The sequence below is a fragment of the Desulfosporosinus sp. HMP52 genome, assembly GCF_000765145.1.
Taxonomy (GTDB): domain Bacteria; phylum Bacillota; class Desulfitobacteriia; order Desulfitobacteriales; family Desulfitobacteriaceae; genus Desulfosporosinus.
This window is the reverse complement of the sequence record NZ_JMGA01000050.1, coordinates 79,955-100,463: the sequence shown is the minus strand read 5'-3', so window position 1 is coordinate 100,463 and position 20,509 is coordinate 79,955. Positions and strand designations below refer to the sequence as shown.

At 40.6% G+C, this 20,509-nt stretch carries 19 protein-coding genes; 14 read left to right on the top strand and 5 right to left on the bottom strand.

Going from position 1 to position 20,509, the window contains the following annotated elements; all coding sequences use genetic code 11:
- Positions 1 to 16 precede the first annotated feature (16 nt).
- The 4 genes from DP73_RS17345 (at position 17) to DP73_RS17330 (ending at position 3,167) form a co-directional block, all read left to right on the top strand.
- The gene (locus DP73_RS17345) at positions 17 to 826 is read left to right on the top strand and encodes a methyltetrahydrofolate cobalamin methyltransferase (protein ID WP_034601190.1); all 810 of its coding nucleotides are present in this window, start codon (positions 17 to 19) and stop codon (positions 824 to 826) included.
- 19 nt (positions 827 to 845) lie between these two features.
- Positions 846 to 1,478, top strand: coding sequence for a corrinoid protein (locus DP73_RS17340; RefSeq protein WP_034601189.1), 633 nt, complete (start codon positions 846 to 848; stop codon positions 1,476 to 1,478).
- Positions 1,479 to 1,532: 54 nt separating this feature from the next.
- Positions 1,533 to 2,510: a uroporphyrinogen decarboxylase family protein gene (locus tag DP73_RS17335; protein WP_034601186.1), complete on the top strand. Its 978-nt coding sequence runs from the start codon at positions 1,533 to 1,535 to the stop codon at positions 2,508 to 2,510.
- A gap of 105 nt (positions 2,511 to 2,615) precedes the next feature.
- A complete protein-coding gene (locus tag DP73_RS17330) occupies positions 2,616 to 3,167 on the top strand; it encodes a DUF2284 domain-containing protein (protein ID WP_034601185.1) in 552 nt (183 codons plus the stop codon).
- Between the two features lie 202 nt (positions 3,168 to 3,369).
- Here the strand turns inward: DP73_RS17330 and DP73_RS17325 are convergent, their stop codons facing one another.
- Positions 3,370 to 4,755, bottom strand: coding sequence for an MDR family MFS transporter (locus DP73_RS17325; protein ID WP_034601184.1), 1,386 nt, complete (start codon positions 4,753 to 4,755; stop codon positions 3,370 to 3,372).
- A 233-nt stretch (positions 4,756 to 4,988) separates the two neighbouring features.
- Here DP73_RS17325 and DP73_RS17320 point away from each other — a divergent pair, with 233 nt between their 5' ends.
- The 4 genes from DP73_RS17320 (at position 4,989) to DP73_RS17305 (ending at position 10,727) form a co-directional block, all read left to right on the top strand.
- Entirely contained in the window at positions 4,989 to 5,795 is an 807-nt protein-coding gene (locus DP73_RS17320) for an ABC-2 family transporter protein (protein ID WP_034601183.1), read from the top strand.
- A 3-nt stretch (positions 5,796 to 5,798) separates the two neighbouring features.
- Positions 5,799 to 6,611 carry an ABC-2 family transporter protein gene (locus DP73_RS17315; RefSeq protein ID WP_034601182.1) on the top strand — a complete coding sequence of 271 codons (813 nt, stop codon included), beginning with the start codon at positions 5,799 to 5,801 and terminating at the stop codon, positions 6,609 to 6,611.
- A 33-nt stretch (positions 6,612 to 6,644) separates the two neighbouring features.
- The gene (locus DP73_RS17310) at positions 6,645 to 7,634 is read left to right on the top strand and encodes an ATP-binding cassette domain-containing protein (RefSeq protein WP_034601181.1); all 990 of its coding nucleotides are present in this window, start codon (positions 6,645 to 6,647) and stop codon (positions 7,632 to 7,634) included.
- A 279-nt stretch (positions 7,635 to 7,913) separates the two neighbouring features.
- A complete protein-coding gene (locus tag DP73_RS17305) occupies positions 7,914 to 10,727 on the top strand; it encodes a hypothetical protein (protein ID WP_034601180.1) in 2,814 nt (937 codons plus the stop codon).
- Positions 10,728 to 10,861: 134 nt separating this feature from the next.
- Here the strand turns inward: DP73_RS17305 and DP73_RS17300 are convergent, their stop codons facing one another.
- On the bottom strand, positions 10,862 to 11,419 hold the full coding sequence (locus tag DP73_RS17300) for an XRE family transcriptional regulator (protein WP_034601179.1): 558 nt from the start codon (positions 11,417 to 11,419) through the stop codon (positions 10,862 to 10,864).
- A 292-nt stretch (positions 11,420 to 11,711) separates the two neighbouring features.
- On the opposite strand from DP73_RS17300, the gene DP73_RS17295 reads away from it, so the two are divergent.
- Positions 11,712 to 11,936: a hypothetical protein gene (locus DP73_RS17295; protein WP_034601178.1), complete on the top strand. Its 225-nt coding sequence runs from the start codon at positions 11,712 to 11,714 to the stop codon at positions 11,934 to 11,936.
- 176 nt (positions 11,937 to 12,112) lie between these two features.
- Here the strand turns inward: DP73_RS17295 and DP73_RS17290 are convergent, their stop codons facing one another.
- On the bottom strand, positions 12,113 to 13,342 hold the full coding sequence (locus DP73_RS17290; RefSeq protein WP_034601177.1) for an aminopeptidase: 1,230 nt from the start codon (positions 13,340 to 13,342) through the stop codon (positions 12,113 to 12,115).
- Positions 13,343 to 13,519: 177 nt separating this feature from the next.
- On the opposite strand from DP73_RS17290, the gene DP73_RS17285 reads away from it, so the two are divergent.
- Positions 13,520 to 13,873, top strand: coding sequence for a cupin domain-containing protein (locus DP73_RS17285; RefSeq protein WP_034601175.1), 354 nt, complete (start codon positions 13,520 to 13,522; stop codon positions 13,871 to 13,873).
- Between the two features lie 89 nt (positions 13,874 to 13,962).
- On the opposite strand, the gene DP73_RS17280 is transcribed toward DP73_RS17285, so the two are convergent.
- On the bottom strand, positions 13,963 to 14,658 hold the full coding sequence (locus DP73_RS17280) for an MBL fold metallo-hydrolase (RefSeq protein WP_034601173.1): 696 nt from the start codon (positions 14,656 to 14,658) through the stop codon (positions 13,963 to 13,965).
- Between the two features lie 113 nt (positions 14,659 to 14,771).
- Between DP73_RS17280 and DP73_RS17275 the strand changes: the two genes are divergently transcribed.
- Complete coding sequence (locus DP73_RS17275) at positions 14,772 to 15,140, top strand: VOC family protein (protein ID WP_034601171.1); 369 nt, start codon at positions 14,772 to 14,774, stop codon at positions 15,138 to 15,140.
- Between the two features lie 706 nt (positions 15,141 to 15,846).
- On the top strand, positions 15,847 to 15,999 hold the full coding sequence (locus DP73_RS23570; RefSeq protein ID WP_165574426.1) for a hypothetical protein: 153 nt from the start codon (positions 15,847 to 15,849) through the stop codon (positions 15,997 to 15,999).
- A 100-nt stretch (positions 16,000 to 16,099) separates the two neighbouring features.
- Here the strand turns inward: DP73_RS23570 and DP73_RS17270 are convergent, their stop codons facing one another.
- Positions 16,100 to 16,948, bottom strand: coding sequence for a patatin family protein (locus DP73_RS17270; protein WP_034601169.1), 849 nt, complete (start codon positions 16,946 to 16,948; stop codon positions 16,100 to 16,102).
- Between the two features lie 237 nt (positions 16,949 to 17,185).
- Between DP73_RS17270 and DP73_RS17265 the strand changes: the two genes are divergently transcribed.
- Positions 17,186 to 17,677 (top strand): rubrerythrin family protein, encoded by a 492-nt coding sequence (locus DP73_RS17265; RefSeq protein WP_034601167.1) that lies wholly within the window; start codon positions 17,186 to 17,188, stop codon positions 17,675 to 17,677.
- A 252-nt stretch (positions 17,678 to 17,929) separates the two neighbouring features.
- Complete coding sequence (locus DP73_RS17260; protein WP_081963078.1) at positions 17,930 to 20,347, top strand: cyclic nucleotide-binding domain-containing protein; 2,418 nt, start codon at positions 17,930 to 17,932, stop codon at positions 20,345 to 20,347.
- Positions 20,348 to 20,509 lie beyond the last annotated feature (162 nt).

Below are 20,509 nucleotides of genomic sequence, written 5' to 3'. Positions count from 1 at the left end.
TAGGGGTGACTGAACTTTGATAATTATTGGTGAAAAGATCAACGGAGCTATTCCTTCCGTAGCAAAGGCAATTGCTGCAAAGGATGCAGACTTTATTCGAAATCTGGCTAAAGCTCAGTCAGATGCAGGATCCGCCTTCATAGATGTGTGTGCCTCGGTGGAGAACAGCATTGAACTTGAAACGATAAAGTGGCTTATTGACTTGGTACAGGAGGTTACAGATACTCCCATTGCCATTGACAGTCCTAATGTACGTATCTGTGCAGAGGCTATGAAATTCTGCAAAAAGCCAGGTCTTATAAATTCAGTCTCCATGGAAGGGGATAAAATTGAGGTTATATTTCCGTTAATAGCTGATACAAAATGGGAATGTGTCGCTCTCTTATGCGATGATACAGGTATTCCCCAAGATTTAGAAAAACGTCTTGAAGTTTTTGCAGGAATTATGAAAAAAGCTAAAGAATATAACATTGATCCCTCCCGCTTGCATATTGATCCTTTAGTTCAAATGCTTTGTACCTCTGAAGACGGAATCAATACGGTTGTTGAAGTTATTAAAGAAATTAAAAAACAGTATCCGAACATTCATGTCACAGGAGGAGCAAGCAACATTTCTTATAATCTCCCTGTAAGAAAGCTTGTAAACCAGGCATTCCTCGTGCTGGCCATCAACGCAGGAATGGACAGTGGGATTATTGACCCGATAAACAGAGATATGATGGGTATGATCTATGCCACGGAGGCACTCTTAGGACAGGACGAATACTGCATGGAATATATCGGAGCATACAGGGAAGATAAATTTGGCCCCAAGAAATTATCATAAATACAAGGAGGAATTGAAAATGACAAAGATCGCTGAAGTAAAGGCTAAGGTAGAGGCTGGAAAAGCTAAACTAGTTCCGGCTTTAGTACAGGAAGCAATTGATGAAGGAAACGCAGCAGGAGATATTCTTCAGGCTATGATTGACTCTATGAGTGTGGTAGGTGACAAATTCTCGGCAGGAGAAGTATTTGTCCCTGAAATGCTAATGGCTGCTAAAGCTATGTCCAAGGGAGTCGATGTACTCAAACCTCTTCTCACAGGGACGAGCACCTCTTCTTTAGGAACTTGTGTTATAGGTACAGTTCAAGGTGATCTTCACGATATCGGTAAAAACCTTGTTTCCATGATGATCGAAAGTGCAGGATTTAAAGTCCTGGATCTGGGTGTAGACGTTTCCGCAGAAAAGTTTATGAATGCTGTTAAAGAGAATGAAGGTGTTACCATTGTAGCATTATCGGGGCTGCTTACAACAACACTGCCGGCAATGAAAGAGACCGTTCAGGCTCTGAAGTCTAGTGGGTTAGCAGGATTCAAGGTTATTGTTGGCGGTGCGCCAGTAAGCCAGGAGATGGCGGATGCAATCGGAGCAGATGGTTTCGCTCCGGACGCGGGGAGTGCTGCTGTAAAAGCCAAAGAACTGGTAAGTGCTTGAATTGACATTTTGGCTTAAGTTATGCTTGAACTAAATTAAAGGAGGCCGAAAAGGATGTTAACTAAAAGACAGAATTTATTGGAGACCATCAAAGGTGGAAATCCGGATCGATTTGTAAATCAGTACGAATTCATGGATATTATCCTGGAAGTCCCGGTACAACTGATGTGTCCACCAGGCTCAGAGTTCAAGAATAGTTGGGGGATTACTTTCAGATGGCCGGAAGGTCAGCTTGGTCAGTTTCCGGTGCATGATGATGAACACAAAGTCTTAAAGGATATCACAGAGTGGAGAAAATACGTTAAGGCTCCTGTCATTGATAATTCTGATGAAGCTTGGGCGGCAGCTGTAGCCCATGCCAATTCAATTGATCGCAATGAACAATTTGTAACGGCTTTCGTCGCCCCTGGTGTCTTTGAAATGTGTCATCACCTTATGAGTATGGAAGATGCCTTAATGGCTCTCTATGAAGAACCGGAAGCAATGCATGAGCTTATCGATTATCTTACGGAAGCTGAGCTAAATTATGCAAAAATCCTGATCGACCGTCTCCATCCTGATGCACTTTTCCATCATGACGACTGGGGCAGCCAAAAATCTTCCTTCATTTCCCCGGCCATGTTTGAAGAGTTCTATTTGCCCGCTTACAAGAAAATCTATGCCTTTTACAAAGCCAATGGTGTCGAGTTGATCGTCCATCACAGCGATTCCTATGCAGCTAATTTGGTTCCCTATATGATCGAAATGGGAATTGATATCTGGCAGGGAGTTATGACAACTAACAACACACCTGAATTGATTAAAAAATATGGGGGTCAAATCAGCTTTATGGGAGATATCGACAGTGGCGTTGTTGATTTTCCGGGGTGGACACCAGAAATTGTGGCCAAAGAAGTGGAGAGGGCCTGCAAAAATTGTGGGAAGTTATACTTCATTCCTAATTTAACTCAAGGTTTGAATTTTAGTTCCTTCCCTGGCGTATATGACTCGGCAAGTGAAGCGATTGACAAAATGAGTAAAGAAATGTTCTAGAAAACCAAAGACCTCCGAGGTACGTCCTCGGAGGTCTTAGTTGCCCGCATAGTAAAGAATTTATGATGTTTAAACCGATGCTTTAATTCAAAAGGAGTTGAATGTATGAGCTCAGGCATAGATAATCTGATGTCTTTGCTTAAGTCTCTGGGTGTGAATCAATCAGCTATTGTAGCAGTGGAAGATGTTCAATTTAATGAAGACTTTAGAAAACAATGCGAGCAAAACTCATGTGGAAGTTATAATAAGAACTGGATGTGTCCCCCAGCGGTGGGTTCCATTGAAGAGTTAAAGCTGAAAGCCTTAAAGTTCAAAAGTGGGCTATTATTCCAGACGGTGTATCAACTCGAAGATTCTTTTGACTACGAAGGTATGCAAGAGGGCATCAAAAAGCATACAAAGATATTAAGACAGGTAATAGACAATATTAAGGGAACAGGCGTTTTCAAGGAATTCCTCCCGCTAAATGTTGGACCGTGCACTTTTTGTGGCCGCTGTTCTTTTCTTGACGGTCAGGAGTGTCGGTTTCCTGATGAAGCTGTATCCTCCGTCGAGGCCTACGGGATAGATGTCATGGCCTTGGAGAAGGGGTGTGGGATGTCCTATAATAACGGCAAAGATACTATTTCATGCATCAGCCTTATTTTCTTCAACTAGGATAATAATTAATTTCTTGAATAAAACTAAATTTATTCCTTTTAGTTAAGATGAAAAATCCTCAATTCTGAGGGTTTTCTTTTTAATAATAAGGAATATTAAAGACTGCTGTATTCCCTGCAGTGGAAGGTAATGGTTAAAAGACGGAGAATCATTATTATTACAGCAAGATTTCCTAACAGGATTCAACCTACGTTTAATCTTAATCGGCATTTTGCTGAGCCATAATACTACGGTGCGATGGGAGCAAAATGCTGATTAACAAAGTAACCATTGAAATAGCGAACACCATGATAAAGACCACATGCAGGCCTTGGGCCATACCGCTTTGGTTCATAGTATTATTGAATACAGTACCAAACACAGCAATGCCCACGGTTTGTCCCAGCGAACGCGAAAAAGTATTGGAGGCTGTAGCCGCACCGCGTAAATTCCAACCGACAGCTGACTGGACTAGAACGGTTAAAGGAGTAAAAGAGAACCCCATCCCAAAGCCTATGACAACCATGACCCCAACGAAATACCAGTAAGGGGAACCCGTGTGGACAAGTAGCAGCCAGGCTGAACCTGCCATAATTAGTACTGCACCGAATACAGCTGTAGCTTTTGAGCCGATTCTGTACATAAACTGCCCGGCTAACGTTGATGCCAGCGGCCAAGCGAATGACATGGGCATCAGGGTTAGTCCGGAACTAGTCGCGCTATGACCAAGTAGTGTCTGTATCCAGATTGGCAAATACACATTGACGCCAATCAATACACCACTGGCCACAAAGCCCACAGCATTGGACACAGCAATGACTGGTATCTTAAAGAGTGATAGTGGAAGCATGGGTTCCTGTGTCTTAGTCTCCACATAAAGAAACGCTATCAGAAAAGCAACTGCGGTAGTAAATAATAAGATAATCTCTAGAGAATACCAGGCATATAATTGTCCTCCACTGATTAAGGCGAAGAGAAGTGAGCTCATAGAAAGAGTAAACAGTGCTGCTCCCCAATAATCAATAATTTTATTTGATTTTTCAAGGGGTGTTTCGTGCAGAAAACTAAGCACCAAGAAAATCGCAACCATCCCAATCGGGACGTTAATATAAAAAATCCAACGCCATGAGATGTGATCAACAAAGAGGCCGCCTACTAAAGGTCCCAGCAATCCAGCAACGCCCCAAACTGAGCTAAAGACACCTTGCATTTTTGCGCGGGCTTCACCCGGATAAAGATCCGCAATAATTGTAAACGTCAGCGGCATCACGGCACCGGCGCCGAGACCTTGAAATCCACGAAATATAATTAGTTGATACATTGTCTGTGCCATTCCGGAAACCATGGACCCGATGACAAAAAGTACGATCCCGAAGATGAAAATGGACTTTCTGCCGAATAAATCGGCAAGTTTTCCATAAATCGGGGTGGTTACCGATGATGTAAGTAGATAAATAGCAAAAACCCAACTTAGTAGATTCAAGCCGCCTAGTTGTTCAACAATGTGCGGCATAGCGGTAGTAACGATAGTCGTATCGATAGCAACCAGTAAAATCGATACAAGCATCGCAGTTGTGACCATTTTGCGCTGTGTAGTTTTCTCCATTAGTTAAATATCTCCTCTAAAATTATTAGCTAGTGTAATTATTATTACTTTCGAAATTATACCACTTCCTATGTATGTAACATAATCTGATTTTCAGTAGAAACTTAAGTTCAGTCCCTTTACGGAGAACAACCGACTGGTTAATGGATTTAGGGTGAATATGGTTATTAGTCATTTGTGACCAGTGGTTAAGAAACCACAATTTTCAAAGTAAATTTGTCAAGAGGTAGAAAATGATCGGAACATTAAGGATGTATGGAGTCTTTACTCGTAAATCTTTTCAAAGGGCAGCAGCTTATCGATTTGATGCTTGGACAAGAATTCTGGGCAATGTAATGATGCTCTTTATGTGGGGGTTTGTTTGGTATGCACTTTATCAGGGAAAAGGGTCTGTAGAAAGTGTTTCCTTCCATTCGATGTTGAGCTATATCTTAGTAAGCCAAGCCCTTCAGGGAATTCATGGTGCAGGGACGCCTCTGTGGGAGATTCAGGAACGGGTGAGAACCGGGGATATTGCTATGGAGATGCTTAGGCCCTATGATTATCCTTTGCGTATGCTGTTTACGGATTTTGGAAGTATCTTTTTTCACTTCTTAACGGCAGTCTTACCTCTATACACAGTTATCTTTCTTGTTTTTAGTCCTGCAGTCCCTACAACCCTTGGGCAGGGAATGCTGTTCATTATTTCAGCCGTGCTGGGGTATTTCATCCGTTACTGTATAGAACTGACCTTCGGGTTGTTTACCTTTTGGTTGGTTGAGACGGGAGGGGTAGAGGATATTTTCTATTTTTCCATTTCTTTATTCTCAGGGTCAGTGGTTCCTCTGTGGTTTTTTCCGGATTGGCTGGAGCAAGTGGCTCTTTACTTACCCTTTCAAGGAATTTATTTTGTGCCGAATTCTATTTTTGTCGGACAACTAAGCGGAAAAGCCCTGTTGATAGGGCTCTTTACTCAGGTCGTCTGGCTCGTAGTGTGTTACGCAATTCTTCGCTATGTCTGGGCTAAGGCGTCCATGAAAATTGTCATTCAGGGAGGGTAGATCATGATGCAGTCTTGGCTAAGAGGAATAAAAATGTATTTTTATATGATTGGGGTCAGTATTCGAACCCAGCTGCAATATCGTTATGCCTTTGTCATGAATATTCTTGGTTGGGCCATGACCTACGCCGGAACTGCTATTACCATGTGGGTATTGCTCTACTCCTTTGGAGCTATCGAAGGTTGGAGTTTCTGGGAACTCCTTTTTCTATTTGCCCTTTCCGTATTATCATGGGGAGTTTGTGTGGTTCTCTTCTTTCATTTCCGGACTTTGGATCAATTCATTATTCAAGGAACGTTTGACCGATTTTTAGTTAGACCTATTCATCCGTTTTTCCACTTTATGGCTATGAAATTTGATATAGGAGCTTTCGGGCAGTTTCTCTTTAGTATTGTTGCTGTGGCAATGGCTTACCAACGTCTGGGGCTGCACTGGAACCTTTGGCAGTGGTTAGTTTTCCTCGGAGCTGTAATTGGAGGAACTCTTATTCAAGGAGGACTTTTGATAGCGATCTCAGCAATGGCCTTTTGGACGACTCGTTCGGAGCGTTTTTACTGGGTCGTGATGTGGCCGGCTAAAAGCCTTATGAACTATCCCCTCTCCATCTATCCTCGGATGGTGCAGATATTAGTGGCTTTTATCCTGCCCTTTGCGTTTGTTAACTATCTTCCTGCGTTGCTTTTATTGGGGAAAAAGAGTGGGATTTATCCGCCCTATTGGGGTTTCTTCAGTATCTTGGTCGGAGTACTTTTCTTCTGGCTTTGTTTTCAACTTTGGATGTTGGGTTTAAATCGTTATAAAAGTGCTGGATCATAAAAGTTAATTTAGACTTGGGGAGGACATAATTACATGAGTCTAATAGAGGTTAATCATCTCTCGAAGGAATTTCAAATTGCTAAACGTCAAGAGGGTATAGGGGGAGCGCTGCGAAGTCTATTTCATAGAGAATATACAACGAAAATGGCTGTGCAGGATATCTCTTTTGCTGTAAACTCTGGGGAGATTGTAGGGTATATCGGCCCTAATGGAGCAGGCAAGTCTACGACTATTAAGATGCTGACGGGTATTCTTGTGCCGACTTCGGGGGATATCCGGGTCAATGGGATAATACCTTTTAAAGAACGCCAAAAAAATGCACGTCAGATAGGTGTTGTCTTTGGACAGCGAACACAACTTTGGTGGGATTTGCCGACGATTGAATCCTTTGAACTCCTACGACAAGTATTTCAAATTCCCCATGAACAATACCGGAAAAATATGGCTCGATTTTCTGAAATCTTAGCGCTCAATGAGTTCCTTCAAACCCCCGTCCGACAACTATCCCTCGGGCAACGAATGAGGGCAGACATTGCCGCTTCTTTACTCCATAATCCACGGATACTCTTTCTTGACGAACCGACGATTGGCTTAGATGTGGTGGCCAAGGAACGAATGCGAAACTTTATTCGGGAGATTAACCAAGAGAGTGGGGTTACTGTCATTCTTACGACCCATGACATGTCCGACATCGAAAAGCTCTGTCAGCGAATGATTCTAATTGATGGTGGACAGGTGATGTATGATGGGGAGTTAGCGAAGATCAAAGAGCGGTTTGGTAAGAACCGGGTATTAATCATCGAGCTTGAAGAGGAGACAGGCGGTTTTTCTGTCGAGGGGGCTAAAGTGATTAAGCAAGAAGGAAATCGTCAATGGCTGCAGTTTAACCGTGACGTAATGAGTGCAGCTCAATTGATTAGCCGGATCTCGGAGAACTATGAAATTAAGGATTTATCAATCCAAGATCCAGAAATCGAGGTCATGATTCGTAACATTTATGAAACTGGAATCACTCAAATATAGGAGATGCTATATAGTACGGTTGTTAGTACATGTATGGGAATTTGCTAAAGGCCCAGAGTAATAGTTAGTCAACGAATAGTAAGAGGCGACACAAGAAAAAAACCACCTTAAGGAAGCAAGTCAGCTAGGATGACTTGCTTTTTTTACCTAAAGTGAATGATTGCTAACTTGTGATTACGATAGTTTAATAGATTTGTCCTGAAGGTTAAACTTCAAAGTACTTATCCTGAATTGACAAGCATAGGATATTTACAAGTTATTAACTGGAGGTGGATGATTTTGGAGACATATTTTCATAATGATCCCCGAATTGGAAAGTGGATTAATCAAATCATTGAGAGGATCTTTACCGTCTGTATATTAAAAGGGGTGGATTCAGAAGAAGAATTTCAAAGAGGATGTCAGATCGTTATAAAGCTTACATTATTATTAAAGAATACTCTAACCCTCCCATCCGAATTCTTAGAGGATGGTATTAAGCAACTTCTACAACAACAGCTTCCTGATGCACGTGTTATTAATAACTTTCCTGAATTTCATAACATCATGGAAAGAATGTTACGTGAGGGGATAATGAAAGCCACTGAAACTCATAACCAAGAGTCAATAGAAAGTATTAACAAAACAGTTCATGCAACAGATATTCAATCTCATCTCTTGGATCATTCCGTTGTTTCTATAACCCACACTGACATAAGGGCAACTAAAATCGAAAAACAAGCGGAAGCTGACGCCCTGGCTTTAGCAGAGGCACGAGAACAAGTTAAGGCTTATGCCCAAGCAGAAGCTAAGGCTAGATCAGAAGCAGAGACACTTAGAGAGACACTTGCGCAGGTTGAAGCCCAGGCAAGAGCGGAAGCTGAGGCACTCAATGAGACTCTTCTCCAGATTAAAACTCAAGCGAGAGCGGATATAGAAGTACTCACAGAGAGGCTTATCCAAGTCGAAGCTCAAGGGAAAGTGGATGCAGAGAAGTTAGCAGAGGCTCATGCCAAGGCCGAAAAACAAGCGGAGGCGGATGCCCAGGAGCTAGCAGAGGCACGAGCACAAATAGGGACTCACGCCCGAGGAGAAGAACAAGCAAAAGCAGCAACTGCGTCACTTAGTGAGAAACTGGCGCAGGTTGAAGCTCAAGCAAAAGCGGATGAACAGAAGTTAGCAGAGGCTCTTGCCAAGGCTGAAAAACAAGCGGAGGCAGATGCCCGGGCGCTAGAAGAGGCAGGAGCACAAATAAAGTCTCACGCCCAAGGGGAAGAACAAGCAAAAGCAGAAGTAGCGTCACTCTTAGAGAAACATGCCCAAGTCGAAGCTCAAGCGAAAGCGGATGAACAGAAGTTCGCAGAGGCTCTTGCCCAAGCCGAAAAACAAGCGGAGGCAGATGCCCAGGCGCTAGCAGAGGCACGAGCACAAATAGAGACTCACGCCCAAGGGGAAGAAGAGGCAAAAGCTGAAGTATCGTCACTCACAGAGAAACTTGCCCAAGTCGAAGCTCAAGCGAAAGCGGATGAGCAGAAGTTCGCAGAGGCTCTTGCTAAGGCCGAGAAACAAGCGGAGGCAGATGCCCAGGAGCTAGCAGAGGTACGAACACAAATAGAGATTTATGCCCAAGGGGAAGAACAAGCAAAAGCAGCAACTGCGTCACTTAGTGGGAAACTTGCCCAAGTCGAAGCTCAAGCGAAAGCGGATGAACAGAAGTTCGTAGAGGCTCTTGCTCAAGCCGAAATACAAGCGGAGGCAGATGCCCGGGCGCTAGAAGAGGCAGGAGCACAAATAAAGTCTCACGCCCAAGGGGAAGAACAAGCAAAAGCAGAAGTAGCGTCACTCTTAGAGAAACTTGCCCAAGTTGAAGCTCAAGCGAAAGCGGATGAACAGAAGTTTGCAGAGGCTCTTGCCCAAGCCGAAAAACAAGCTGAGGAAGATGCCCAGGCGTTAGCGGAGGCACGAGCACAAATAGAGACTCATGCCCAAAGGGAAGAACAAGCAAAAGCAGCAGTAGCGTCACTTAGAGAGAAACTTGCCCAAGTTGAAGTCCAAGCAAGAGCGGAAGCTGAGGCACTCAATGAGACTCTTCTCCAAGTTAAAACTCAAGCGAAAGCGGATGAACAGAAGTTCGCAGAGGCTCTTGCTCAAGCCGAAACACAAGCGGAGGCAGATGCCCGGGCGCTAGCAGAGGCAGGAGCACAAATAAAGTCTCACGCCCAAGGGGAAGAACAAGCAAAAGCTGAAGTAGCGTCACTTAGAGAGAAACTTGCCCAAGTTGAAGTCCAAGCAAGAGCGGAAGCTGAGGCACTCAATGAGACTCTTCTCCAAGTTAAAACTCAAGCGAAAGCGGATGAACAGAAGTTCGCAGAGGCTCTTGCCAAAGCCGAAAAACAAGCTGAGGCAGATGCCCGGGCGCTAGAAGAGGCAGGAGCACAAATAAAGTCTCATGCCCAAGGGGAAGAACAAGCAAAAGCAGAAGTAGCGTCACTTAGTGAGACGCTTTCGCAGGTTGAAGCTCAAGCAAGAGCGGAAGCTGAGATGCTTGCAAAGAAATTTGCCCAAGTCGAAGCCCGAGCGAAAGCAGATGCACAGAAGTTTTCGGAGGCTCTTGCTCAGATAGATACAAAGTTAGAAGCAATAAACAGGATAGAACGCTTTGGACAGAGTGAACCCATGTCTCCGTCTAAGGATTATTTCCTAGAGCCTTGTAGTAAGACTGATAAGCCTTTCGATGTTGTAAATGACCTACAATCTGGTGGAAATATTAAAGTTCCCGCATTATTCACATCCATCCACTCCAAAATTTCTCAATTATCCAGCACTTCTATAGTTCCTAAGCAGGCAGATACTCTTAGGCATGTTCTAAGCAATATCTTCCCAAAAGGGACTGTGTATTGGAATAAAAGAATAATGGGTAAGACATTTCTGGCCCAGGTTGAAGATATCTTGATATGCCTGGATGATCCAGAGCATCTAAGTGATCTTAATAAGTTAAAATCAGATGGCTGGAAGGTACTGGTTTTTAATAATGAAGATCTATCATTTCCGCGTAGGTTGGAAAGACGAATCAGACAAATTCAGCGTTTAGGAAAAATATCGATAAATGTATAGTAAAGTTTCTAGCATCTTCTGAGTTGCAGGCACAAAAAAGCAGCTAACTAAAAGGTTAGCTGCTTTAATTATCCCCGGATTAATGTTTTATGAAGGTTACCATTTGTTTCAATTGAAATGACTAGGTAGTAATTTTATTCTGTTTTGGAAAGTGGGAGCATGGCCGGAGGAGTCAGAGCAACAATAACTTTCGCAGGGGTATGAGTAGCGTTTTGGCAAAGGTGGGGATAACTTCCGTCCCAGTGAATACTATCTCCTTCTTCCAGAATTGCCGAAAAGTCCCCTTGGATAACTTTAACTTTACCAGCAAGTACCATAATCCACTCTTCTCCGTCGTGGGTATGCGCACAATTACCGGCTTGATATCCAGGAGGTAACTCTACCATTAAAATCTGTAGTTGCCTGCCAAAGGGTGCTGATAAAATTTCAAGTTCAGGTTCATCCCCGAATTTTATTTTAGGACGGGCGTTTTTGGTAACAAGTTCTGGTGGAAAAGGTTCATCGGCTAAGAAATTTCTAATTGGTACTTTTAAGGCAATAGCCATTTTTTGAAGACTTTCTAAGGAAAGGGAAACCTTGTCATTCTCCACTTGACTGATGAAACCCCGTGACAGTCCTGTCATATCTGCCAACTGTGGAATCGTTAAATTTAATTCTTGTCGGAATGCTTTAATTTTAGGCCCAATAGACATAATTACATCCTCTCGGAGTTTAGTGTAATAAAAATAATATTGACATCACTAATAAAGATTGTTAATATGTTACACAATAATGTTATTATAACAAATATATTATCTCTTTTACTAAAACACAAGTAGTTGGGGAAACTTTTCAGTATTGTACTAACAGGGAGGAGAAAAAATGGTTAGTAGCTTTCATTGGTTGCACCAAACTCTAACAACTCTGGTTCTATTAATGGTATTATGAAGGGCCTTTGTAGCTTCACTGGGACAGTGGAGAGGAAAACAGGTATGGGGACATAAAATGGTAAGTGTTACGGCGAACTCCCTCTTGGATACTCAAATATTACTAGGTGTCATTCTTTTGTTATTTGGTGGGAAACTATCTCTAAACCACATACTATTAGCGCTAGCAGCTGCTGTCATGGCTCATTATAGCTATTCTGTGGAGAAGCGCCGTGGAGGCAGTATTGCTACATTGGCAAGTGCATGGGGAGCAGCAATTCCTGTGATAATTCTTTATGTCTAGCCGATAGAAGTGAATGTAGACTTAAAAGTAGAGCGCATATTAATTATTGTTAGAGAAACCTCATTGAAATTGCTTCTCGGAGAAATTTCAATGAGGTTTTCAGCACTCAGTAAAAGATACAAAATAATTGGGCAGGAATGTGAGTCGTTAAAGGATCTTTTAGCATAGACTTTAACTTACTGGGCAAAATTGCCGTTTTTGAAGATGGGGACTTCTTTACCGTCGCAAGTCGTTCCTAAGATTTCCAGATCCCTGGTTCCAATCATAAAGTCTACGTGCACTAGGGATTCGTTGATTTCCAGTGTTGTAAAGTCTTCTTGGGTTAGCTTTTCACAATTTTTCATACAAACAGGATAAGCTTTTCCTAAAGCCAAATGGCAGGACGCATTTTCATCGAAAAGGGTATTATAAAACAAGATCTTTGAATTTGAAATTGGAGAATCAAAGGGGACTAAAGCAACCTCTCCGAGAAAATGAGAGCCCTCATCTGTTTCAATAATTGACTTTAGTGTTTCATAACCTTTTTCAGCACTAAAATCTACAATTTTGCCATTCTTAAAGGTCATTGAAAAGTTCTCTATGAGATTTCCATTATAGTTTAGAGGTAATGAACTGACGACTTTACCATTCACTCCTGTTTTTTTAGGTAAGGTAAATACCTCTTCTGTAGGCATGTTAGCTATAAACTCGATACCTTCCGGGGTATACTCAGAACCGCCGAGCCAGATATGGTCTTCAGGTAGCTCGATTGTTAAATTAGTTCCTAAAGAATTTGTGTAACGTAGTGATCTTAAGGTTAGAGAGTTCAAAAAATCCATTCTTGCTTTAAGGTTAGTTGTATGTTCTAGCCAAGAGAGAATAGGGTTTTCAGTATCGACTCGTACCGTTTGAAAAATAACCTCCCATAGTTTTTCCATCGACTCTTCTGTAGAAAGGTGTGGAAAGACCTTCTCGGCCCAAGCTGTCGTTGGTATTGAAACAACGCACCAGGTGTTTTGGTTGCTCATAAGCCGATCCCGATAATCCTTGAGGGCAATGTTGCTTGTTTTTTGAGCCTTGGTTATTCTTTCGGGGTTAACATCCTTCATCAACTCAGGATCTGAAGCGGCTATACTTAAGAAAGCCGCTCCTTGGTGTACATAAGAAAGGTAGAATTCCTTTTGCCACTCTGGAAATTCCTCGAAAATCTCTTCTGGAGCATGGAGATAGCGGATCTTTGAAAATAATTCATCTCGCCATTGGATGACAACATCTCGTGCGCCTTCTTGGTAAGCATTCTCTGCGACCATTCGTGTAAAGAGTGCACATTCAATAGGAGAAGAAATAACTAGAGTTTGATTTTTTTGGAGGTTTAAACCTGTTTTAACAATAAGTTGAGCATATTTCTTTAATGAATTTTTATTCATAGCAAGCTCCTTATATATTTTAATAAAAAATAACAAACTTGGAAAAATTATACCATATACATCTTGAAACACAAACTAGTCTTGGAGACTATCTTTTGAGAGATAACAAAGATATTTAACCTAGATTCACAAATTATGCTATAATCTTTATTAATTTAATTGTGAAGGAGTACAGATATGATTAAACATCCAGAAGAGTTAAGAACAGATTCCGTATCTAACTTTCGCGGGGGCAAAGGCGAAATTCAAATGACACATTTTCTTGAAACAGAGAAAGATGAGTTTAAAGGTAAAGGTCGGCTATTTGCTAAAAATGTGTTGAAACCTGGAACCTCCATTGGTCTGCATGAACACGTGGGTGATTTTGAAACTTATGTTATTCTAAGTGGCGAAGGTATGGTCGATGACAATGGAGAGCAGAAATCGGTTAAACCTGGAGATGTGATTATTACAAAAAATGGAGAAAAGCATTCAATTGAAAATACTGGGACAGTTGATTTAGAGGTTATGGCTTTAATTTTATTTGACTAGAAATAAGATAAATTACTACGCAATAACCGCCCGCTTAGCAAGGCGGTTATTCTCATTCTTAGTAAGAAATGCCTCCATATAAATAGTGTTCAAAGTATTAACTCTTGACCTTTTTGAGAGAACTTTATAATTCTACTGGGACTATCCTTCATCTTGGTTTCAAATTTTGTGACTACATCAGGGCTATCGGCAAAATGCATTGGGATAAAAATTCGGGGGGTAAGCTCTTGAATGAAGTACTCGGCTCCTGCACTATAGTTTAGTTCAAGTCTTGGATCAACAGGGAAAAAAGCTACATCAATTGCTTCCCCCTTGATTTTTTGAATTTCCTCTTTGAAGTTCTTTTCAGCCTTTATCATTTCCTCAGGGGTATCAATCCAATACCACCAGTTTAAATCTCCGGCATGAAAGTATCGCATTTCCTCATCTTGGACAAGGAAGGCTACACCTAGATCCGTTGAATTATAAGCCTTGATACTTAAGTTGCCTATTTCAAGAGTCTGATAGGGGGCTATGAAATTTACGTTTATATTTTTTTGTGGCACATTGATGTCATTGCTGAAGATATATTGAATGTCTGGTCTGAATTTGTGCCATTCTAGTATTATTGGATTGAAATGGTCAGGATGACTATGTGAGGAAAAGATGAAGATATTCTTATTCGGACTTTCTTTTAAGAGACTATCGACGGAACCTTGATAATAATCAAATATGAGTAGATTTGTATTTGTTTCTACTAAAAAACCACTGTGATACAAATATTTGATTCTCATTGAATTAGTCATTGTTATCACCCCGATCTAATTATACAATAATTATAAACTCTATTATTAAACTAGCAGAAGTCTTTTTCCAAATATAATAATTTAATAGTTAAAATGAGGGAGGGTAAATAATTATGAAATTTCGATTTGAGCATAACAACATTAATGTTTTGAACCTTGAAAAGAGCCTTGACTTTTATAGGGAAGCGCTTGGCTTAGTTGAGGTTAAGAGGCATGTCCAGGCTGAGGGAGAGTTTATCCTAGTTTATCTAGGAGATGGTGTTACACAGCATAGCTTGGAATTGACTTGGCTGAGAGATAGAACTGAAGCCTATAACTTAGGAGAAAATGAATTTCACATTGCTTTTAGAGTCGACGATTTTGAAGCAGCGTATGAGCATCATAAGAGAATGGGTTGTATCTGTTACGAGAACCGAGAAATGGGGATATACTTCATTAATGATCCGGATAATTACTGGCTAGAAATTCTCCCTACACGATAATGATGATCAAAGCTGCATGAAAGCAGGTTCTTTCTTATCTGATAAGAAAGAACCTGCTTTTTGTAATTGTTACAATCTAAAAGATAATCACGCGAATATTAGTAAATGAAAAAAGAAAAAACCGCTTGCAGCGGCTATTAATGAAGGATATATAAGAGCACGTAATGATCTACCTAACACCAGTATAGATCGCTGATTACCTAACTAGGATCTTCCGACCATAATCAAGCAGGTTACCACCCATACTAATGATTCGTTCGACCTTACAAGATATCTACTCAGCTATAGACAACCTCTCGGCCGAATATAACCGACTTCTTACACATGCATATATCATGGGATATATGACTGAGTAAGAAACTCAACACCCGGTAAAATCTTAGCTCGACCTATTAGGATAAGTTAAAACCCTAAAACAATCAAAAAGACTGCCATAAAGCCCTTTTCCCACCACTAAAAGATCTTCCCTCCGACTACATACAAGCGTTTTACCACCTGAATATAATCTTTGGCCGACCCATATATACCTGGTGAAAAACATATATGAATCTTGGCTCAACCATTACGTACCCTTATGATCGTATTATGGCCTGTTGAGCTTTTAATTATGCATGAAAGATTTCATAAATAATCCAAACATCATTCCTGTAATTAAGGAAATACTGTAAAGGTATTTTAAGTTGAAATTAAAAGGAGGTTACAAAACATGACTCATAAGAATGAATCAAGAAGAGAGGCTTTAGCAGATAAATTCCCTGAGATGGATGAACATTTTCAAGAATTGAAAAAACAGGATTATGAACCTAAGATTGAACGTTTAGGGCAGACCAAAAAGGACCAAAGAGCAAGAACTGAATAGTAATCGTGAGAATCTTTTACCGATAAAATTTAGACACCCTTGCGAAGTCTGAGTATTTCCGAGGGTGTCTATTTATAATACAACACTTCTTGCTGAGATTCTATTGACGAACAAATTCAATAATACGTTCATAAGTGCTTTTAGTATCCTCATACCCTTGTTGAAGTAGTCTTTGAAGTTTTTGAGGATCTTTTTCTAAGCGGTCAACTTCTAATTCTTTCGATGGCCTTATGACAATAATTTGTCCTATGTTTTCAAGGTGATCAATATAATCTAAGGTTTCATTGTAATTCTTGTAGCGATTTAACATGGTTTCGATTAATTGCGGGTAATTTCTATATTTTAATTTGAGCAGAGCCTTAAATTTTCCGGGCTGCTTTTTGTAGCCTTTATTTCTGGTTAAAACAACTATATTCTTGAGGTTGCCGTCTGCAATGGATTTTTTGAGAGGAATGGCATCGGAAATTCCACCATCTAAGAGTTCAAGTCCCTTATAGTTGATGATAGGGGATATCATTGGCAGAGAAGCAGATGCCCTTAAAGCCTGGAATTGATCGCCTAAATCATCTTTATTCAGATATATTGGCTTACCAGTTTGACAATCAGTTGCCCCCACTAAAAAATCACCTGGATATTCATAAAAGGCTTTGAAGTCAAAGGGAACATGCTTATTGGGAATTTCATCAAAAATAAAGTCCATACCAAAGTAAGATTTACTTAGAAATAAATTTCTTAGACTCATGTACCGCCAGTCCTTAACGAAACCAATGATAACCTTTTCATTTCTTTTCTGTTGCCGAGAAATATATGAGGCAGCATTGCAAGCTCCTGCTGATACACCTATCACATACGGAAAATATAAATTATTTTCCATAAAATACTCTAATACACCGCAGGTGTATAGCCCTCTCATGCCTCCGCCTTCAAGTACAAGTCCTACGTTTTTCATCGGAACACCCCACCATTTATTATCTCTACTTAAGATAAGCACTTAGTAACTAGAATAACTATAACATGGCAACTTTTAACATACAATTAAGACTAAATGCACTAATTATGTATTAGTTAGTAGTTATGGTATATTATAGGTATTAAACTTAAAGTAGTCAGTGGGTATCCTTATTATTAAGAAGCCCTAAAAATTGCGCATACTGACTTAATTAAAACTAATTAGGAGGGAAACTTTATGAACGGTAAAACTTTAGACAATTTGATGGAGGCTTTTGCAGGAGAATCACAGGCTAATCGCAAGTATCTTGCCTACGCAAAGAAAGCAGAAGCAGAAGGTAAAAAGAACGCGGCGAAGCTTTTTAAGGCTGCTTCAGATGCCGAAGCAATACATGCTCAAAAGCATTTCGAGGTTGCAGAAAAAATCAAGGAAACTGCGGAAAATCTAAATGATGCAGTGGCAGGTGAAAATCATGAATACCAAAGCATGTATCCGGAGTTTTTGAAAGTGGCTCAAGAAGAGGGTAATCAAGCTGCAATAAGGACTTTTACATATGCTTTAAAAGCTGAAGAGGTGCACGCTAGACTTTATCAAGAAGCACAAGACAATTTGGATCAGGAAGAAGAAGTGTATTATTATCTTTGTCCAATTTGCGGGAACATTGAGAAGGTTGTTCCTGAGAAATGTCCAATTTGTGGTGCTTTAGGATCGAAATTTATAAAGTATTAATTAATTTATTTCATAAAGAATGTGAGAAAACAAAAATCCTTACTATCACTGGTAAGGGTTTTTGTGTATGATTGGGAAAAAGTGTGACTTGCCAGGAATAATCTCGTAAGCTATAGTTTTTTTAAAAGAATATCTTAAATATTCTAAGTATTCTTGGGGCGAATTAAAATAAGGTTATCAGATAATTGGACAGCTAATAACCATCCTCGATAGAGTTTAGGTTAAGATAAGAAAAAATATAATGGAGGGCCTATGATTGATGATAAAGCTTATAGTCTATCAAAAATTGAGCTGCTTTCAGATTTATCATCAACTGAGTTAGCAGAACTCGCTTTTGACTTTCAATGGGAAAGTTATGGTGCTGGCGCTGAGATTATTAAACAGGGTCAAGCAGAACATTCTTTTTACATTCTGATTAAGGGAAAAGTCGATGTTATGATCAGAAAAGAAGGACAACGTGTGAGGCGAGTCAGATCGATTGAGCCGGGAGGCAGCTTTGGAGAATTTTCGTTGCTTGATGGAAAGCCTGCAGCCACAACAATTCTTTGTCAAGAAGAATGTTCAGTTCTTAAGTTGGGTGCAGAGGGTTTTGCCCGTATGCTTTTGCGCTGGCCGTTGTTGTATCAAAGGTTTATAGGTAAATTGACTCAAAATTTAAATGAGGCAAACCTTATCTTATCTGAAGCAAAGTATAAAGAAGTACTGCGCTCTGCTTTGCAGCTTACCCAATATAAAGATAAGTTTTATGGACTTTGGGGAGGTCCCCGTACAACGGCTGAGATAGAAAGAAAGCTGGAAGAATTCTCCCAAGCCAAAGGACATATACTTCTGACAGGTGAGCGAGGGACGGGTCGCCAGATGATGGCCTGGTACATTCATCAGCGCCAGGCTTTGACAGAGGCCCCATTCGTAGTAGTGGATGGAAGACGCTTTGATCAACAGTGGAGAGATTTAATCCTTGAATCTGACAACCAAGAGAATCCTTCTTCCATTTATAATTCAAATCTTTTTGATATTGCAGAAGGTGGAACCTTATTCATAAGGGAAATAAATCTTCTTTCACCCCATACTCAGCTTAAACTCGCTCAAGCCATCAACTTCCATAAAAACAAATGCATTGTTATTGGTAGTCTGAACTCGGAACCCGATGATTTAGACAGAGTTATAATTCCTGAGTTAAGAAAGTGCTTTGCCCACACCTACGAAATCGCTCCTCTTCGGAAACGCAAACGTGATATTCCAATCTTAGCCCAAGGATTCCTAGAGAAACTTGCTAAGAAAAACCAGAGAAATATCCCTGTCCTAAGTCAGGAAGCGACTCAATTGCTGTTGTCCCACCATTACCAGCAAGGTAATGTCTCGGAATTAATTCAAGTTATTGAAAGAGCTTTTCATATTGCCGAACAAGATGTTATCGGGTTAGAACAAATTTTTTTCGGACCAACTGCTGAACAAAATGGGCATACGATTAATCTTTTAGGATGGCCAACATTAAAGGGATTGCTTATGAAAGGGAGTCTTATTGGCTGGCTAAGGATATCAGTAGCAACTATGTTTATAGCGTTGATCTTACTATTGCTATTTAGGCCTGAAGTTGCAGTCTCCACAAAAATCTTTGCCTTGGTCTGGGGGTTATGGTGGCCGGCCTTGGCTCTTATTTCTCCTTTTTTAGGTAGATTATGGTGTACGGTTTGTCCCTTTTCGACCATTATGGATTTTGTGCAGAGAAGAATTCATAAAAACCACCCGATACCTCAGGTGATCATAAAGTACGATTACGTCATATTCAGTATTTTGTTTCTCACAATCTTTTGGGTTGAAGTAATTACTGACATGCGTTTTAATCCTGGTTATACTGCGATTTTATTAATATCAATCCAAGCTTGTGCGATCTTTATAGCAATTCTTTTTCCGCGCCATACATGGTGTAGACACTTTTGTCCTTTGGGAGGGTTCACCGGAACTGCTTCAGTAGGTGCAATGTTAGAGGTTCGTGCGGATACTTCAGTCTGCCTGAATAAGTGTACAACATTTGAGTGTTATGTAGGGACTAAAAGTGTTTCCGGTTGCCCAATGTCCCAACACCTTCCTTATTTAGATAATAATCTGGATTGCAAACTTTGCTTTAATTGTGTGAGGAATTGTCCAAATGGTTCTGTTCAAGTGAATTTGAGATTAGTAGGCCGCGAGGTATGGCATTTAGTTCGCGTTAACCAAGGATTTGTGGTCTTTATCGGGGTAATGCTGGGGATTTTAGTACCGCTAAACTACTTTGGAGCGTTTCAAACAAAGGAATTATCCGATGCCTGGAAGGCTTGGTTTACATTATTTTATTGGGGATCGGGTTTCATTGGTGGAATTGTTGCGTGGATAATTGCTAAACCCTTTAAGACAAAGTCAGCATCCTTGCGTGTCAAGCTGATTTTCGCCTTAACTCCTTTAGTCCTTGCAGGACATATTATTTATCAAGTGTCTTATATTCCGGGTATTCGTTCTCTTTTTTTCGCTGTTGTTTATAAGACCCAAGCGGGCTTAGAGATGTACAATATCTCAGCCGCATTTTTAGCCTATAGCATTGTCAGTGTTTTTGGTTTGGTTTTAACAGGGATAACCATTGCATTAGTGCTGTTGCGTACAAAGGTAAAGCGCTCAAGTCAATCAACCACTTAATAGACCGGTAAGATATAGAGCAATACTAAGATTAATGGCGCATTCAGGAGATTTGCTTCTGTGAGGGTTTATACACTAGGATACCTGTTAAATAATACACTTTCTATCCAATGCTTCTTGTGATAAACTCTTATTGGAAATGGATGGTTTTGAAGGATAATT

Excerpts from the sequence above, each read along its gene's own strand:
- DP73_RS17340 (WP_034601189.1), top strand. The coding sequence starts at position 846 with ATGACAAAGATCGCTGAAGTAAAGGCTAAGGTAGAGGCTGGAAAAGCT.
- DP73_RS17335 (WP_034601186.1), top strand. The coding sequence starts at position 1,533 with ATGTTAACTAAAAGACAGAATTTATTGGAGACCATCAAAGGTGGAAAT.
- DP73_RS17330 (WP_034601185.1), top strand. The coding sequence starts at position 2,616 with ATGAGCTCAGGCATAGATAATCTGATGTCTTTGCTTAAGTCTCTGGGT.
- DP73_RS17325 (WP_034601184.1), bottom strand. The coding sequence starts at position 4,755 with ATGGAGAAAACTACACAGCGCAAAATGGTCACAACTGCGATGCTTGTA.
- DP73_RS17320 (WP_034601183.1), top strand. The coding sequence starts at position 4,989 with ATGATCGGAACATTAAGGATGTATGGAGTCTTTACTCGTAAATCTTTT.
- DP73_RS17315 (WP_034601182.1), top strand. The coding sequence starts at position 5,799 with ATGATGCAGTCTTGGCTAAGAGGAATAAAAATGTATTTTTATATGATT.
- DP73_RS17310 (WP_034601181.1), top strand. The coding sequence starts at position 6,645 with ATGAGTCTAATAGAGGTTAATCATCTCTCGAAGGAATTTCAAATTGCT.
- DP73_RS17300 (WP_034601179.1), bottom strand. The coding sequence starts at position 11,419 with ATGTCTATTGGGCCTAAAATTAAAGCATTCCGACAAGAATTAAATTTA.
- DP73_RS17295 (WP_034601178.1), top strand. The coding sequence starts at position 11,712 with ATGGTAAGTGTTACGGCGAACTCCCTCTTGGATACTCAAATATTACTA.
- DP73_RS17290 (WP_034601177.1), bottom strand. The coding sequence starts at position 13,342 with ATGAATAAAAATTCATTAAAGAAATATGCTCAACTTATTGTTAAAACA.
- DP73_RS17285 (WP_034601175.1), top strand. The coding sequence starts at position 13,520 with ATGATTAAACATCCAGAAGAGTTAAGAACAGATTCCGTATCTAACTTT.
- DP73_RS17280 (WP_034601173.1), bottom strand. The coding sequence starts at position 14,658 with ATGACTAATTCAATGAGAATCAAATATTTGTATCACAGTGGTTTTTTA.
- DP73_RS17275 (WP_034601171.1), top strand. The coding sequence starts at position 14,772 with ATGAAATTTCGATTTGAGCATAACAACATTAATGTTTTGAACCTTGAA.
- DP73_RS23570 (WP_165574426.1), top strand. The coding sequence starts at position 15,847 with ATGACTCATAAGAATGAATCAAGAAGAGAGGCTTTAGCAGATAAATTC.
- DP73_RS17270 (WP_034601169.1), bottom strand. The coding sequence starts at position 16,948 with ATGAAAAACGTAGGACTTGTACTTGAAGGCGGAGGCATGAGAGGGCTA.
- DP73_RS17265 (WP_034601167.1), top strand. The coding sequence starts at position 17,186 with ATGAACGGTAAAACTTTAGACAATTTGATGGAGGCTTTTGCAGGAGAA.
- DP73_RS17260 (WP_081963078.1), top strand. The coding sequence starts at position 17,930 with ATGATTGATGATAAAGCTTATAGTCTATCAAAAATTGAGCTGCTTTCA.